At 73.6% G+C, this 14,272-nt stretch carries 14 protein-coding genes; 13 read left to right on the top strand and 1 reads right to left on the bottom strand.

The features are described 5' to 3' along the window. Positions 1–18: 18 nt before the first annotated feature. Positions 19–1,284, bottom strand: a complete 1,266-nt coding sequence (locus SXIN_RS10970; RefSeq protein WP_095756929.1) for an APC family permease — start codon at positions 1,282–1,284, stop codon at positions 19–21. Positions 1,285–1,438: 154 nt separating this feature from the next. On the opposite strand from SXIN_RS10970, the gene SXIN_RS31235 reads away from it, so the two are divergent. The 13 genes from SXIN_RS31235 (at position 1,439) to SXIN_RS10910 (ending at position 14,256) form a co-directional block, all read left to right on the top strand. Next, the gene (locus SXIN_RS31235; RefSeq protein WP_157916275.1) at positions 1,439–1,606 is read left to right on the top strand and encodes a hypothetical protein; all 168 of its coding nucleotides are present in this window, start codon (positions 1,439–1,441) and stop codon (positions 1,604–1,606) included. After that, the gene (locus SXIN_RS10965) at positions 1,603–3,018 is read left to right on the top strand and encodes an Nramp family divalent metal transporter (protein ID WP_095756928.1); all 1,416 of its coding nucleotides are present in this window, start codon (positions 1,603–1,605) and stop codon (positions 3,016–3,018) included. Before SXIN_RS31235 ends, SXIN_RS10965 begins: the two co-directional genes overlap by 4 nt. Positions 3,019–3,234: 216 nt before the next feature. Continuing rightward, positions 3,235–4,083: a hypothetical protein gene (locus tag SXIN_RS10960; protein ID WP_019710311.1), complete on the top strand. Its 849-nt coding sequence runs from the start codon at positions 3,235–3,237 to the stop codon at positions 4,081–4,083. Between the two features lie 88 nt (positions 4,084–4,171). Further along, complete coding sequence (gene cpaB / locus SXIN_RS10955) at positions 4,172–4,882, top strand: Flp pilus assembly protein CpaB (protein WP_095756927.1); 711 nt, start codon at positions 4,172–4,174, stop codon at positions 4,880–4,882. A gap of 7 nt (positions 4,883–4,889) precedes the next feature. Then, positions 4,890–6,545: a CpaE/TadZ family protein gene (locus SXIN_RS10950; RefSeq protein WP_095756926.1), complete on the top strand. Its 1,656-nt coding sequence runs from the start codon at positions 4,890–4,892 to the stop codon at positions 6,543–6,545. Then, positions 6,542–7,012, top strand: a complete 471-nt coding sequence (locus SXIN_RS10945) for a TadE/TadG family type IV pilus assembly protein (RefSeq protein WP_238153728.1) — start codon at positions 6,542–6,544, stop codon at positions 7,010–7,012. Before SXIN_RS10950 ends, SXIN_RS10945 begins: the two co-directional genes overlap by 4 nt. Positions 7,013–7,109: 97 nt before the next feature. Further along, positions 7,110–8,447, top strand: a complete 1,338-nt coding sequence (locus SXIN_RS10940; protein ID WP_019710307.1) for a TadA family conjugal transfer-associated ATPase — start codon at positions 7,110–7,112, stop codon at positions 8,445–8,447. A 5-nt stretch (positions 8,448–8,452) separates the two neighbouring features. Further along, entirely contained in the window at positions 8,453–9,403 is a 951-nt protein-coding gene (locus SXIN_RS10935) for a type II secretion system F family protein (protein WP_019710306.1), read from the top strand. 73 nt (positions 9,404–9,476) lie between these two features. Then, the gene (locus SXIN_RS10930) at positions 9,477–10,364 is read left to right on the top strand and encodes a DUF5936 domain-containing protein (protein WP_019710305.1); all 888 of its coding nucleotides are present in this window, start codon (positions 9,477–9,479) and stop codon (positions 10,362–10,364) included. Positions 10,365–10,438: 74 nt separating this feature from the next. After that, on the top strand, positions 10,439–12,208 hold the full coding sequence (locus tag SXIN_RS10925) for a sensor histidine kinase (protein ID WP_107501147.1): 1,770 nt from the start codon (positions 10,439–10,441) through the stop codon (positions 12,206–12,208). Continuing rightward, positions 12,168–13,184 (top strand): response regulator transcription factor, encoded by a 1,017-nt coding sequence (locus SXIN_RS10920; protein ID WP_095756925.1) that lies wholly within the window; start codon positions 12,168–12,170, stop codon positions 13,182–13,184. The genes SXIN_RS10925 and SXIN_RS10920 overlap by 41 nt, the downstream gene beginning before the upstream one ends. Positions 13,185–13,405: 221 nt before the next feature. Further along, the gene (locus tag SXIN_RS10915; protein WP_019710301.1) at positions 13,406–13,660 is read left to right on the top strand and encodes a hypothetical protein; all 255 of its coding nucleotides are present in this window, start codon (positions 13,406–13,408) and stop codon (positions 13,658–13,660) included. Next, on the top strand, positions 13,657–14,256 hold the full coding sequence (locus SXIN_RS10910; protein WP_019710300.1) for a pilus assembly protein TadG-related protein: 600 nt from the start codon (positions 13,657–13,659) through the stop codon (positions 14,254–14,256). Before SXIN_RS10915 ends, SXIN_RS10910 begins: the two co-directional genes overlap by 4 nt. The last annotated feature ends 16 nt before the right edge of the window (positions 14,257–14,272 follow it).

The following is a 14,272-nucleotide window of genomic DNA, read 5'->3' as shown; positions in this document are numbered from 1 at the left end:
GCCGGTGTTCCGAGGCCCTCAGCCCGCGCGCCGGGCGCCCCGCCGCACGCCGTACAGCACCGCGCCCGCCGCCAGCACGGCGGCGCCCGTGACCACCGACGGCAGTGGCAGCGTGACGGCGAGCAGCAGACAGCCCGCCAGCCCGACGACCGGGACGGCGCGCGGCGGCCGTCCCTCCTCCCGGCTCAGCGTCCAGGCGGAGGCGTTGGCGATCGCGTAGTAGACGAGCACCCCGAACGAGGAGAAGCCGATCGCCCCGCGCAGATCCGCCGTCGCCGCCAGCACGGCGACCACCGCGCCGACCGCCAGTTCGGCCCGGTGCGGCACCCGGAACCGCGGGTGGACGGCGGCCAGGACCGACGGCAGATGCCCGTCCCGGGCCATGGCCAGCGTCGTCCGGGAGACACCGAGCACCAGCGCGAGCAGCGAACCCAGCGCCGCGACGGCCGCGCCGGCGCGCACCACCGGCGCCAGCTCCGGCACGCCCGCCGCCCGTACGGCCTCGGCGAGCGGCGCGCCGGCGTCCGCCAGCCCGTCCGGGCCGAGCACCGCGAGCGCCGCGACGGCCACGGCCGCGTACACGGCGAGCGTGATGCCGAGCGCCAGCGGGATCGCACGCGGGATGGTGCGCGCCGGATCGCGCACCTCCTCGCCGAGCGTGGCGATCCGCGCGTATCCGGCGAAGGCGAAGAACAGCAGTCCCGCCGCGCCCAGCACCCCGGCCGGCGAGGCGTCGCCGCCGAGCGCCAGCCGCGCTCCGTCGGCCTCGGGCGAGGTCAGCCCGGCCGTCACCACGGCCGCCAGCACGGCGAGCACCACCGCGACGATCCCCCGGGTCAGCCAGGCCGACTTCTGGACTCCCCGGTAGTTCACGGCCGTCAGCGCCACCACGGCCGCCACCGCCACCTCCCGGTCGTGCCCGGGCCACGCGTACGCCCCCACGGTCAGGGCCATCGCCGCGCAGGACGCCGTCTTGCCCGCCACGAACCCCCAGCCCGCCAGATGGCCCCAGAACGGGCCGAGCCGCTCCCGCCCGTAGACATACGTGCCGCCCGACTCCGGGTAGCGGGCCGCGAGCCGCGCGGAGGACGTGGCGTTGCAGTACGCGACGACCGCCGCGACCGCCAGCGCCGGCAGCAGCCCCGAGCCGGCCGTCGCGGCGGCGGGCGCGAGCGCGGCGAAGATGCCCGCGCCCACCATGGCGCCCAGGCCGATCACGACGGCGTCGAAGAGCCCGAGCCGCCGCCGCAGGGCCGGGACCTCGCCCGGAGAGGTGGTGTTCATGGCCGGGACCCTAGCGGGCGCGGGTTACGGCCCGCCGACGGGCGCGAGGCGCACCGGCGGGGGACCGGGCGCGACCGCGGGAGCGTGCGGGGGCGTGCGGGGTACGGGCGGGGGAGCGGGGCCGGCGCGGGAGTGGAGCGGACGCCCGCGGGGAATGGCACTCCTTGTGCGCCGCCCGCACCCCGGCCGGTCCATCGCGCCGGCCGGCAGCGGCGCACGGCAACGGCAGCGGCGGCAGCAGTGCAGCAGTGACGGCAACGGCGGTGACAGCAACCGCAACGGCAACGGCAGCGGCGGTACGGACGCGGAGGCGGGCCAGTGACACGTACGGACGAGGCGGGGGAGAGCGCCGGGCCCGTCACCGGACGGCCGCGCAGGCCGAGTTGGCGGTACATCGGCCCGGGCATCGTCGTCGCCGCGACGGGCGTCGGCGCCGGTGACCTCGTCGCCACCCTGATCGCGGGCAGCCGGTTCGGCTACACCCTGCTGTGGGCCGCCGTCATCGGATGCGTCGTCAAGATCTCCCTCGCCGAGGCCGCCGGGCGCTGGCATCTGGCCACCGGGCAGACCCTGTTCGAGGGCTGGCGGAGCCTCGGTTCGTGGACCACCGTCTACTTCGCCGGCTACGTCGTCATCTGGGGCTTCGTCTACGGCGCGACCGCCATGTCCTCCAGCGCCCTGCCGCTCGCCGCGCTCTTCCCGGACTTCCTCGGTCTCAAGACCTGGGCGGTGATCACCGGTCTGGTCGGCCTGGTGTTCGTCTGGTTCAACCACTACGCCGTCTTCGAGAAGACCATGACCGTGCTCGTCGGCGTGATGTTCGTGGTGGTCGTGTACGTGGCGCTGCGGGTCGGCCCGGACGTCCCCGCGGCCGTCGCCGGGCTGGTGCCCGTGCTGCCGGACGGCTCACTGCTGTACACCCTCGGCCTGATCGGCGGCGTCGGCGGCACCATCACCATGGCCGCGTACGGGTACTGGGTCAACGCCAAGGGCTGGACCGGCCCCGGCTGGATGAAGGTGATGCGGCTCGACAACCGCGTCGCCTACGTGACGACCGGCGTCTTCGTGATCGCGATGCTGATCACCGGCGCGGAGCTGCTGCACTCCGCCAACATCGCGCTGGCGAGCGGCGACAAGGGCCTGCTCGCCCTGGGCGAGGTGCTGGAGGCGCGCTTCGGCGCCACCACCGCCAAGCTCTTCCTGATCGGTTTCTTCGCCGCCTCCTTCTCCTCGCTCATCGGCGTCTGGCACGGCGTCAGCCTGCTGTTCACCGACTTCGTGGAGCGCATCCGCCGCGACCGCGCTGCCGGCCGGGCGGCCGTCCGCGCAGCGGCGCCCGCGCCCGTCCCCGAGCCCGCCGCGCCGGCGGACGACACGGCCGCCGCGGGCACGACCGCCGGCACGGGCGTCACCGGGAAGCCCGACCCCGCCGTGACCGGGCTCGTCACCGGAGCGGCGGAGAAGTCACTGCCCTTCCGGGCCTATCTGCTCTGGCTGACCTTCCCGCCCATCAGCCTGCTCTTCCTCGACCGGCCGTTCGGGCTGGTCGTCGTCTACGGCGTCCTGGGTGCCTTCTTCATGCCGTTCCTCGCCCTGACGCTGCTGTGGCTGCTCAACTCCGGCCGCACCCCGCGGGAGTGGCGCAACGGCGCGCTCAGCAACGTCATGCTGACCGCCGCGGGGCTGCTCTTCGTCGTGCTCTGCGTCCAGCAGGTCCGGGAACTCCCCTGGTGAGCGGGGGGCGGGGGAGGGGCCCGGCGGTTCGTCCACAGAAGAGGCGGAAGATGCCCCCGTGTCAGTTGAAGATCGAATTCCCCGATACCGGTGAACTGTTCTCCAATGCAGACGACACGGATAAAGTGCTGTGACAGTAGCGAAGCAGTTGCGCTGCGCAGTGTTGGTCCACGGCGTCCGCAGCCCCGGCCGCCGGAGTGAACGGGGAAACCTGACGTGCACACCGCGATAGCAGTCACCGCCCCCGACCTCGTTCTCCCGGCCCTCGACCGGCAGACGCCGCCCGCCACCGTCCTCGCGCCGGAGATGCCGCTGGAGGACGCGCTCGCCCGGACCTACGGGCTGATCGAGAGCCACGGCTATCTGATCGTCCTCTACCCGGCCTCGGTGCCGGATGCCGTCCACCGCCGGCTGCACGGCGTGCGCTCCATCCTGGAGAGCGACCGGATAGCCCTGCTCCGCCTGGAGTTACCCCCGCTGGCCGTGGCCGTCCTCGCCCACCAGCTGCGCCGTCTCTCGCTCTGCGACTTCAGCCCCGGCATCCTCGGCTCGGCCGTGCGGCTGCTCACCCACTACGTCCACGCCGGCGCGCTGCTCTCCTCCGTCTCCCGTCTCGACCATGTGCCCGTGGGCCTCCGGGAGCACGCCAAGTCCTGGGTGCCCGGCAGCCAGTTCGCCGTCCTCGCGAGCCCGGAGCCGCGGCTCACCCGCGTCACCCCGGGCGGCACCGTCCCCGGCGGCCCCCAGTACGGCACCGAACTGGTGGTCGCCCGCGGCCAGTCCCCGTCCGACTGGGTGTTCAGCACCCTCGTCCCCGCCTGGCGCGTGCACAGCGTGCGGGAGGCCACCCTGCCCGCCGACTCCGCTCGCTGGTGGGGCAGCGGCCGGCTCGTCGAGTTCGCCGCCGCCATCCCCGATCTGTCGATCCTCTACCAGCTCGTCGCCTCGGTCCGCACCACCGAGTGCCGCTGGTGCGGTCTCGAACTGATCGGCGACCGCTGCGCGTTCTGCTGCTCCCCGGTGGCCGCCGGGAGCGCGGCCCTCACCTCCGGCGCCGCCACCTAGCCGGCCGCCCCGGAGCCACCCGCCCCGTGCCCGCCCCGCTCCAGTCCCCGTCCGCCCCGGACACGTCCCTGAACGAGGTTCTACGCCGATGAACTCACGTCAGCGCCGCGGAGTGATCCTGCTCCTGCTCTCCGTCCTCTGCGCGGCCGGTGCCTTCGTCGGAGTCCTGATGGTGATCGGCGACGTGCGGTCCAAGGTCGGCCCGGAGACCACGGCCTACGAGGTCAAGTCCGACATACAGCCCTACGAGGAGCTGTCCGCGGCCAAGTTCGACGAGATCACCATGCCGGAGCGCTGGCTTCCGGAGACCGCGGTCACCGATCTCCGCGACCTCACCGGCAAGATCGCGCTCACCCCGCTCCGCAAGGGCTCACTGCTCCAGCGCGACATGATCGTCGAACGCCCGGCGCTGGAGGAGGGCGAACAGGAGATCGCCATCATGATCGACGCGGCCACCGGGGTGGCCGGCAAGATCCGCCCCGGCGCCCGGGTCAACATCTACGCCACCTTCGACGGCCGGGACGGGGACGCCGAGCCGCAGTCCAAGGTGATCGTCGAGGGTGCCGAGGTCATCGACGTCGGCGAACTCACCCCCTTCGACCGCGACGACGACGCCCGGCGGCGCGGGCAGACCACCGAGGCCGTGCCGATCACCTTCGCCCTCGGCACCCTCGACGCCCAGCGGGTCGCCTACGCCGAGTCCTTCGCCTCCCACGTCCGGCTCGCCCTCGTCGCGCCCGGCGGCACCGAGCCCATCCGCCCGCGCGACCGCACGTACACCCTCGACGGGGACAAGTGAGGCACGGATGACCACGAGAATCCTCCCCGCGGCGGGCGACCCCGAGGCCGCCCGCTCCCTCACCACCCTGCTCAGCCAGCTCCCCGACGCCGAACCGGCGCCGCCCGTCCCCGACTCCACCACCCTCCTCGACACCCTCGCGCGGCTCGCGGGGGAGTCGGTCGGGGAGCTCCCCGAGGTCGTCGTCGTCCATGAACGGATCGGGCCGGTGCCCGCGCTCGACCTCATCCGGGAGACGGTGCTCCGCTTCCCGGCGGTCGGCGTGGTGCTCGTCTCGGCCGACGCCGGGCCGCAGCTCTTCCAGGCCGCCATGGACGCGGGCGCCCGGGGACTCGTCGCGCTGCCGCTGAACTACGAGGAACTGTCCGCCCGGGTGCAGGGCGCCGCCCAGTGGGCCGCCGGGGTCCGGCGCCATCTGGGAGCCGGCCCGGAGACGCCCGGCGGGCCCGGCGGCACCGTCGTCAGCGTCACCGGCGCCAAGGGCGGTGTCGGGACGACCGTCACGGCCGTGCAGCTGGCGCTGGCGGCCCGCGCCTCCGGGCGGTCCACCGCGCTGGTCGACATGGACCTCCAGTCCGGCGACATCGCCTCCTACCTCGATGTGCAGTTCCGGCGCTCGGTGGTGGACCTGGCGCAGATCAGCGACATCTCGCCGCGCGTCCTCCAGGACGCGGTCTGCGACCACGCGACCGGTCTGGGGCTGCTGCTCGCCCCGGCGGACGGCGAACGGGGCGAGGAGGTCACCGACCGGGCGGCCCGGCAGATCGTCAGCTCGCTGCGGACCCGCTACGAGGTCGTCGTCATCGACTGCGGCACCCAGATGAACGGGGCCAACGCGGCCGCCGTCGAGATGTCCGACACCGCGCTGATGGTGACCACCCCGGACGTGGTCGCGGTCCGGGCCGCCAAGCGCCTGGTACGGCTCTGGGACCGGCTCCAGATCCGCAAGGCCGAGGAGACCCTGACGCTCGTCAACCGGCATACGCGCGCCACCGAGATCCAGCCGCCGCTGGTCGAACGGATCACCGGCACACGGGTCGCCCGGACCGCTGTCCCGGCCGGCTTCAAGGAACTCCAGCCGGCCGTGGACGCCGGGCGCCTCCAGGACCTCGACCACCGGTCCTCCGTCAAGCAGGCGCTGTGGGCCCTCGCCGCCGAACTCGGCCTGGCGGGCGACCCCGCGGGCGGCGCGGGACGCCCCGGCCGGGGCGCGCGGGGGCGGGCGGTCGAGAAGTACGGCGACCGGGGTGCGCTGAGCCTGTGGCGCCGGCGGGGCGGGCCGAAGGGCGGCCGGGGCGTCCGGGGCGGCGACAGCGGACAGGTCGCGGTGGAGTTCCTCGGCATGGTGCCGCTGCTGGCCGTGGTGCTGATCCTGTGCTGGCAGTGCGCGCTGCTCGGCTACACCTACTCGCTCGCCGGCCACGCGGCCGACCAGGCAGCGCGCACCGCCACCGCCGCCCAGAGCGCGGGGGCGTGCGAGACGGCCGCGGTGGAGGACCTGCCGGGGGCGTGGCGGAGCGGCGCGTCCGTGAGCTGCGTGCGCGCGGGCGGGCTGTGGAAGGCCGATGTCGGGCTGGAGGTGCCGGTGCTCTTCCCGGGCGCGGTGGCCTTCCCGGTCACCGTGAACGGCAGCGCCGGCGCGGCGGAGGAGGGCAGGCCATGAGGACGGCGATGGACGGCGCGGCGGTGACGGACAGCGCGGCGGCGGGCGGCACGGCGGCGGCGGGCGGCACGTCGGCGGCGGACGCGGGCGCGGGGCGGGCCCGGACCGCCCGCGGCGCCGCACGCGAACGCGGCCAGGTGGCCGTGGAGTTCATCGGCTTCGTCCCCATCCTGCTGCTGGTGGCGTTCGCCGCGATCCAGCTCGGCGTGGTCGCCCACACGGTCTCCCAGGCCGGCACGGCCGCCCGGGCCGCCGCCCGCACCGCCTCCTACGAGGAGGCCGACGCCGACCCGGCGGCGGCCGGACGGGCCGCGGTCAGCAGCTGGCTCGCCGACGGCACCAGCATCGGCATCGGCGGCGGCGACGAGGAGGCCATCGCCACCGCCACCGTCACCATCCCCTCGCTCATCCCCGGGGTGGGCGACTTCGGCACCGTCACCAAGAGGGCCACCATGCCCCGCGACTGACCGCCCCGCACGGCGTCCCGGAGCGCCCCAACGGCCGCGGCACGGCACGGACCAGCACGGCACGGACCAGCACGGCACGGACGACGAGGAGCACACCATGAGCCTGAGGGCGCGCGTCACCTCACCCGAGGACAACGGCGGCACCCGCGAGGACGGGCACCTCGTCGCCGTCTACCGCGCCAAGCTGCTGGAGGAGATCGACCTCGCCGAGATGTCCGCGCTGGCCGCCGCCGAGCGCCGGGCCCGCCTCGAACGCGTCCTCGGGCACATCATCAGCCGGGAGGGCCCGGTCCTCTCCACCTCCGAACGGGCCCAGCTCATCCGGCGCGTGGTGGACGAGGCCCTCGGGCTCGGCGTGCTCGAACCGCTGCTCGAAGACCCGTCCGTCACCGAGATCATGGTCAACGGCCCCGACCAGGTCTACGTCGAACGCGCCGGCCGGGTCGAACGGGTGCCCGTGCGCTTCGCCTCGCACGAGCAGCTGATGCAGACCATCGAACGCATCGTCTCCACCGTCAACCGCCGCGTGGACGAGGCCAATCCGATGGTCGACGCCCGCCTCCCCTCCGGCGAGCGCGTCAACGTCATCATCCCGCCGCTCTCCCTCAGCGGCGCCACCCTCACCATCCGCCGCTTCCCGCGCGCCTACCGGCTCCAGGAACTGATCGACCTCGGCACCCTCGACGAGCGGATGGTGATGCTGCTCTCCGGCCTGGTCCGGGCCAAGTTCAACGTGATCGTCTCCGGCGCCACCGGCTCCGGGAAGACCACCCTCCTCAACGCCCTCTCCGGCCTCATCCCGGACGGCGAACGCATCATCACCGTCGAGGACGCGGCCGAACTCCAGCTCCAGCAGTCCCACGTCATCCGGCTGGAGACCCGCCCGCCCAACGTCGAGGGCAAGGGCCGGATCACCATCCGCGACCTGGTGCGCAACTCCCTCCGCATGCGCCCGGACCGCATCATCGTCGGCGAGGTCCGCGGCGGTGAGACCCTCGACATGCTCCAGGCCATGTCCACCGGCCACGACGGCTCCCTGGCCACCGTGCACGCCAACAGCGCCGAGGACGCCCTGATGCGGCTGCAGACCCTGGCCTCCATGTCCGAGGTGAAGATCCCCTACGAGGCGCTGCGGGACCAGATCAACAGCGCGGTCGACTGCATCGTCCAGCTCTCCCGGCACGCCGACGGCAGCCGCAAGGTCGGCGAGATCGCCCTGCTCTCCTCGCACGGCCGGGAGACGTACCGGATCGCCACCGTCGCGCGCTTCGAGCCCCGGCCCGTGGGCGCCGACCGGGTGGTGCGCGGCACCTTCGGCTACTTCCCGCTGCCCCGCCGCGTCGCGGACCGGCTCCATCTGGCGGGCGAGCCGGTGCCGCCCGGCTACGGGATCGCCGCCTCCGAGGACCAGCTCACGATCCGGGAGGCGAGCTGACCGCCATGGACCTGGAGGCCAATCTTCCGCTGCTGACGCTCGGCGCCGCCCTGCTGTGCTGCGTGCTGGGCGTCGCCGGTGTGCACGCCTACGCGGCCGGCCGGGCGCAGCGCCGGGACCTCATCGACCGGCTCACCTCGCCGGGCAAGCCGCCCGCGGGCGGCGGCCGGGAGCGCCGCTTCCGCACCGTCGACCGGAGGCTGCGGCGGACCCGCTTCGGCAAGCGGCTGGAACGGCGGCTGGCGGCCACCGGGCTGGACGTCACCCCGGGTGAGTTCTTCGTCTGCGTGGCCGGGGGGATCGCCGCCCTCTGGCTGATCGCGGCCTCCCTGCTCGCCGCCTTCTTCGGCCCCGTGGCGGGCCTCATCGGCCTCTGGGCCGCCCGCGCCTTCCTCAGCTGGCAGAACGCCCGGCGGAACGAGAAGTTCATCAACCAACTGCCGGAACTCGCCCGGGTCCTGGCCAACGCCACCCAGGCCGGACTGGCCCTCCGCACCGCCCTCGCCATGGCCGCCGAGGAACTGGAGGCACCGGCCGGGGAGGAACTCGCGCGGGTCGCCGACAAGCTGGGCGTCGGACACTCGATCGACGACGCGCTCGGGGAACTCGCCGAACGGCTGCCCTCCCGCGAGCTCTCCGTCCTCGTCACCACCCTGATCCTCTCCAACCGGGCCGGCGGCACCGTCGTCGCCTCGCTGCGCAATCTGACCAAGACCCTGGAGGAACGGAAGGAGACCCGGCGCGAGGTCCGCACCCAGCTCTCCCAGATCACCGTCACCGCCTACGCCGTCCCGGCCTTCGGCCTCGGTGCGCTGCTGCTGCTGGACCGCGTGATGCCGGGGGCGCTGGAACGGATGACCGACTCCTTCTACGGGCAGGCCGCGGTGATCGTCAGCCTGGGCCTGTACGCGCTGGGGTTCGTGCTGATCCGCCGCATGTCCAAGATCGACGTCTGAGGACCGTGACGACCATGACGGAGACCCCGGCCGCGGCCACCGCCCCGGAACCGCGAGAGGAGGACCACCCCCGATGACCGCTCTGCTGCTCGCCTTCGTCGCCGCCCTGAGCGCCTCCGGCATCGGCTACGGCATCGCGCTCTACCGCCGCGAGGCCGAACTGCCCGGCGACCTCAAGGTGGCCCTGGAGGTGGGCGCCACCCGCACCACCGCCGTCGGCTCCGCCGTCGACCGGCTCGGCATGCGCCACGCGCCCCTGGTGCTGCGCATGATGGGGCCCCGGCGCGCCGACGCGGTGCGCCGCCGGATCGACCTGGCGGGCAACCCCGGCGGCCTCACCCTCGACCGCTACGCCGCGCGCCGCGCCGTCTACGGCTTCCTCGGCTTCGCCGGGGCGCTGGCGATGCTGCTGCGCGGCCAGTTCGTCATCGCGGCGCTGCTCGTCCTCTTCGGCCTCTTCTGGGTCGAGGTCGGCATCTGGGCCGCGGTCCAGCAGCGCAAGGCCGACATCGAACGGACGCTCCCCGACTTCCTCGACGTCCTCGCCGTCGTCGTCAGCGCCGGACTCGGCTTCCGGCAGGCGCTCGAACGGGTCTCCGAGAAATACCAGGGCCCCTGGTCGGACGAACTGCGCATCGCTCTGCGCCGGATGGACATGGGCGTCAGCCGGCGCGAGGCGTTCGACGAACTGCGCCGCCGCAACGACAGCGACCAGGTCGCCATGTTCGTCACCGCGCTGCAGCAGGGCGAGGAACTGGGCGCGCCCATCGTCGACACGCTCATCCAGATCGCCGACGACATGCGCCGCACCGACGCCCAGAACGCCCGCCGCCGCGCGGCCCGGGCCGTCCCCAAGGCCACGCTCGCCGTCACCACGTTCATGCTCCCGGGGACGCTCATCCTGCTGGTGGCGGGCTTCGTCTTCGGCTCGGGGGTCGACTTCGGCGCCATCACGGGCTGACCGGCGGGGGAGCGAAGGACGCCGGGAGAAGGACGCGGAGAGAAGGACGGACGGGGGAGGAGGAGGTGAAAGCGATGGGACGGGAACGGACCGCGCCGGGGACCCGCGCGGCGGGACCCCTGCCGGCGGCCGGTACGGCGCCGGCGGAGCCCGGTACGACGGCGGCGCCCCGCACGGCGGGACCGGCCGGTACGGGCGGTGCACCCGGTACGGCGCGGCGTGCGCCGGAGGTCGCGGGGCCGCCGGGCCCGGGTACCGGCACCGGCACGGCCGCCGGGCGGGCCGCGGAGCCCGTGCCGGGGGAGGACGGGCGGGCGACGACGGCCCATGTTCCCGTGGCCGACGACGAACAGGGCCTCCGCCTCCAGCTCAACGCCCTCCAGGCACTGGCCCGTCATGTGTTCGGTTTTCGCCTCGCGATGATCGCTCTCGGCACTCCCTTCGCCCTCCACCGCACCGCACCCGGCCCCGCGACCTGGCTCATCGGCTCGGCGGTCGTGTGCACCTTCATGGGCTCGTACGTTCTCTTCCGCGACTGGGAGCGCTTCGGCCCGCTGCTGCTCCGGCACCCCGCGCTGCTGGGCATCGATCTGCTGTTCGGCGCACTGCTGCTCCTGACCGCGACCCCCGAGTCCACCCTCGGCTACGTCACCGTCTGCACCCCGCTGCTGGCCGGGCTCTGCTACGGCTGGCGCGGCGCCGGTGTCTTCGCCGGACTCCAGATCCTCGTCCTCGCGGCCGCGTACGGCGCCAACCCCGGTCTCGGCGGCGGACTGGCCTCACGCCTGGTCCTCCCCGGTTTCTGCGTCATCGCCGGTGCCGCCGGAGTGGTGCTGCGGAACCTGATGCTCCGATTCGGTGCGGCGGGCCGTGCCCTAGCCGAGACCCGCGCCCGGCTGGCCGCCGCGGAGGCCGTCTGCGGTGAACGGGCCCGCCTGGCACGGGAAATGCACGACTCGGTCGCCAAGACCCTGCACGGCCTGGCCCTGGCGGCGGAGGGCCTGGCCGCCTCGGTGGACCGTACGGACCCGGGGACGGTGCGGGAGCGCGCGGAACTGGTGGCCCACGCCGCCCGGTGCGCTGCCGCCGAGTCCCGCGAACTCCTGTCCGATCTGCGCCGCGCCCCGGACGGCGCGGACCCGGACCGGCGCCCGGGGGAGTCCGGGGACATCCCTCTCGGCCGCGAACTGGCCGCCCGTACGGCCGACTGGTCCCGGAGCACCGGTATCCCGGCCGACGTCCGGGTGGCGGACGGAGGACCGCTGCCCGCCCTGCCGCCCGCCGTGGCCCGGGAGTTGCTGAGGATCACCGCCGAGGCCCTGGAGAACGCGGGGCGCCACGCGCACGCCGAACGGGTCACGGTGGAGGCGCGCGTCACGGAGAGCCCCGCCCCGGAGGACCCGGGGTCCGGCGGCGGACGAACCGTCCGCACCCTCCGCATCGGGGTCCTCGACGACGGCCGGGGCCTGTGCCCCGGTACCGACCTGGAATCCCTCTGCCGCGACGGCCACTTCGGGCTGCTGGGCATGGCCGAGCGGGCGGCCGGCATCGGCGCGCGGCTCCGTATCGGCAGCGGACCCCGGGGGACCGGCACGGAAGTCCGGCTCGAACTCCCGCTGGAAGCGGTGCCGGTACGGCCCCATGGGCCGCCACCGTCCGCCCCCGGCCGCGCCGCCGTTCCCGTTCCCGTTCCCGTTCCCGAGCGTCCCGCCGCCGAGCCGGGCCCGCTGCTGGACGGCGTCCCCGAACAGCCGCCGGGCCGCGGAGGCCCGGTATCCCCGAAAACCGAGAGGAGGCCCGGCCATGCCGGAAGATCACCCGGTCGTGAACTCGCCGGTCCCTGACCGCTCCGCAGCACTGCTGAGGGTTGTCGTCGCCGACGACAACCCGGTGGTACGGGCCGGACTGGCAGCCCTGCTCGACGGCCGGGACGACATCCGGGTCGTCGCCCAGGCGGCGGACGGCGACCAGGCCCTGCGCGCGGCCCGCGAACACCGCCCGGACGTGGTGCTGCTGGACGTCCGGATGCCGGGGGCCGACGGCATCGACGCGCTGCCGCACCTGGTTCCGGTCGCGCCGGTGCTGATGCTCACCTACAGCCGGGAGAGCGAAACCGTCCGCGAGTGCCTGCGGCTGGGCGCGGGCGGCTATCTCGTGCACGGCGAGTTCACCGCCGACGGACTGGTCGCCGCCGTACGGGACATCCGCGCCGGCCACTCCCCGATGACCACGACCGCCGTCAACGCCCTGGTGGCCCATCTGCGCCGGGAACCCGCCCCCGCCCGCCGGGAACCCGCCCCCGCCCCCGGCCCGGCACAGGGCGGCCGGTCCGGGCGGAGCCGGCGCACGGCGGCCGGACGCCTCCGCGCGCAGGGCCGGGCGGCGGCCTCCCGCAACCGCATGGACCCCTCCATCGGCAAACACAAAACCGATGCTTCTGCACACTTGAGTCCGTCCTCATTTCACCCATATCCCCTGCAAGGCCGAAGCGGAGCCTTGACGGAACCGGCAGAACGTCAACAACCCTCTTCGCAAGCGCAACTATTTATGGGACAGTCGTTGGTCGGGCGACCCCAACGGCGGGGACCGCGGGACGAGTTCGGACTGAGCCACCGGGAGGCGGAAGTGATGGACCTGATCGCTTCGGGCCTCAGCAACCGCGATATCGCGGCCACCTGTTTCATCAGCGAGAAGACCGTCAAGAACCACATCAACCGGATCTTCGCGAAACTGTCCTCGACCAGCCGCTCCGAAGCCATACTGACCTGGCTCGGCAGAGGACGACGGGAACGGGGAGCGGCCGGGGGCGGCCATGGCTGAACGGGGGACACGGACGATGCCCATTCCGCACCGGGACCGCCGGCACCCGCGCACGCGGTTCACGCGGTTACGGTCCCTTCCCGTCGCGGGCTCGAACCCCGCGCTCTGGGCCCGCATTTGGGCCCACGGACCCTCGCCCGACCCGGGCGCGGCGCCGTACGGTCCGGCGGAGACCTATGCGTCGGTCGAGGCGCGACCGGCCAGCACGGGAGGACAGTCCCATGTCGAACAAGACCTTGGCGAAGGCCGCGGCCGACACCAGGATCCGCGTGCACGGCTGGCGGAACACCGCGATCGAATCCCTCACCGCCCGAACGGCGAGGACGGGAGGCGCGGACCGGGGGCAGACGGCACTCGAATACCTGGGCATCATCCTGGTGGTCGTACTGATCATCGGAGCAATCGCGGGCTCGGGGATCGGCAGTGCGATTCTCAGCAGAATCATGGAAGCGATTTCCAGCATCAACTCCGGTTGATTCGCAACCGCCTGCGGGGCGATGCAGGGCAGGCCTTCCCCATCTACATCACGGTGGTGGCGGGCCTGCTCTTTCTTGCTTTCGCGTACTTCGCGGTCGGGCAAGCCGCTGCCATACGCAATGGCGCCCAGACGGCAGCGGACGCAGCAGCGCTGGCCGCGGCTCAGGATGTCCGCGATCAGATGTACGACGGCTTCCTGGATGCCGTCGAGGCGGAGGACGCCTGGGAGGACTGGCTCGGTGGCAGCGGCCTCACGGGCGTGGACGAGGGTGCCGCCTGCGCCCAAGCGGCCGACTTCGCGGCCAGGAACAACTCCAGCGCCAACCCGTGTCAGTGCTCCGAGGAAGAGTGCACGGTAGCGGTCCGCACCGACTCCTCCATCGGGAAGACCATCGTGCCCGGTACGGAGAGCACGCGCGGAGAAGCGGATGCGACAGCGGTCGTGGAGCCGCGCTGCCGCATCGAAACCGGCGACACGGACTCCATTGAGTTCTCCTGTGATGGCGAGGACTGGATCATTGATCCGGACGACCTGGATGATCCGGATGTGCTGCCGGAAGCAGCGGACTTGTTCTCGGTCTATCTGTCCGAGTGACCACGGACCACACCAG

It is taken from the genome of Streptomyces xinghaiensis S187, from assembly GCF_000220705.2.
GTDB classification, from domain to species: domain Bacteria; phylum Actinomycetota; class Actinomycetes; order Streptomycetales; family Streptomycetaceae; genus Streptomyces; species Streptomyces xinghaiensis.
Note: the sequence above shows the minus strand (reverse complement) of the source record. Positions and strands in the feature narration are given on the sequence as shown.

Coding starts and splice junctions, on each gene's coding strand:
- SXIN_RS10925 (WP_107501147.1), top strand. CDS start 10,439: ATGGGACGGGAACGGACCGCGCCGGGGACCCGCGCGGCGGGACCCCTG.
- cpaB (WP_095756927.1), top strand. CDS start 4,172: ATGAACTCACGTCAGCGCCGCGGAGTGATCCTGCTCCTGCTCTCCGTC.
- SXIN_RS10945 (WP_238153728.1), top strand. CDS start 6,542: ATGAGGACGGCGATGGACGGCGCGGCGGTGACGGACAGCGCGGCGGCG.
- SXIN_RS31235 (WP_157916275.1), top strand. CDS start 1,439: ATGGCACTCCTTGTGCGCCGCCCGCACCCCGGCCGGTCCATCGCGCCG.
- SXIN_RS10920 (WP_095756925.1), top strand. CDS start 12,168: ATGCCGGAAGATCACCCGGTCGTGAACTCGCCGGTCCCTGACCGCTCC.
- SXIN_RS10915 (WP_019710301.1), top strand. CDS start 13,406: ATGTCGAACAAGACCTTGGCGAAGGCCGCGGCCGACACCAGGATCCGC.
- SXIN_RS10930 (WP_019710305.1), top strand. CDS start 9,477: ATGACCGCTCTGCTGCTCGCCTTCGTCGCCGCCCTGAGCGCCTCCGGC.
- SXIN_RS10970 (WP_095756929.1), bottom strand. CDS start 1,284: ATGAACACCACCTCTCCGGGCGAGGTCCCGGCCCTGCGGCGGCGGCTC.
- SXIN_RS10950 (WP_095756926.1), top strand. CDS start 4,890: ATGACCACGAGAATCCTCCCCGCGGCGGGCGACCCCGAGGCCGCCCGC.
- SXIN_RS10935 (WP_019710306.1), top strand. CDS start 8,453: ATGGACCTGGAGGCCAATCTTCCGCTGCTGACGCTCGGCGCCGCCCTG.
- SXIN_RS10940 (WP_019710307.1), top strand. CDS start 7,110: ATGAGCCTGAGGGCGCGCGTCACCTCACCCGAGGACAACGGCGGCACC.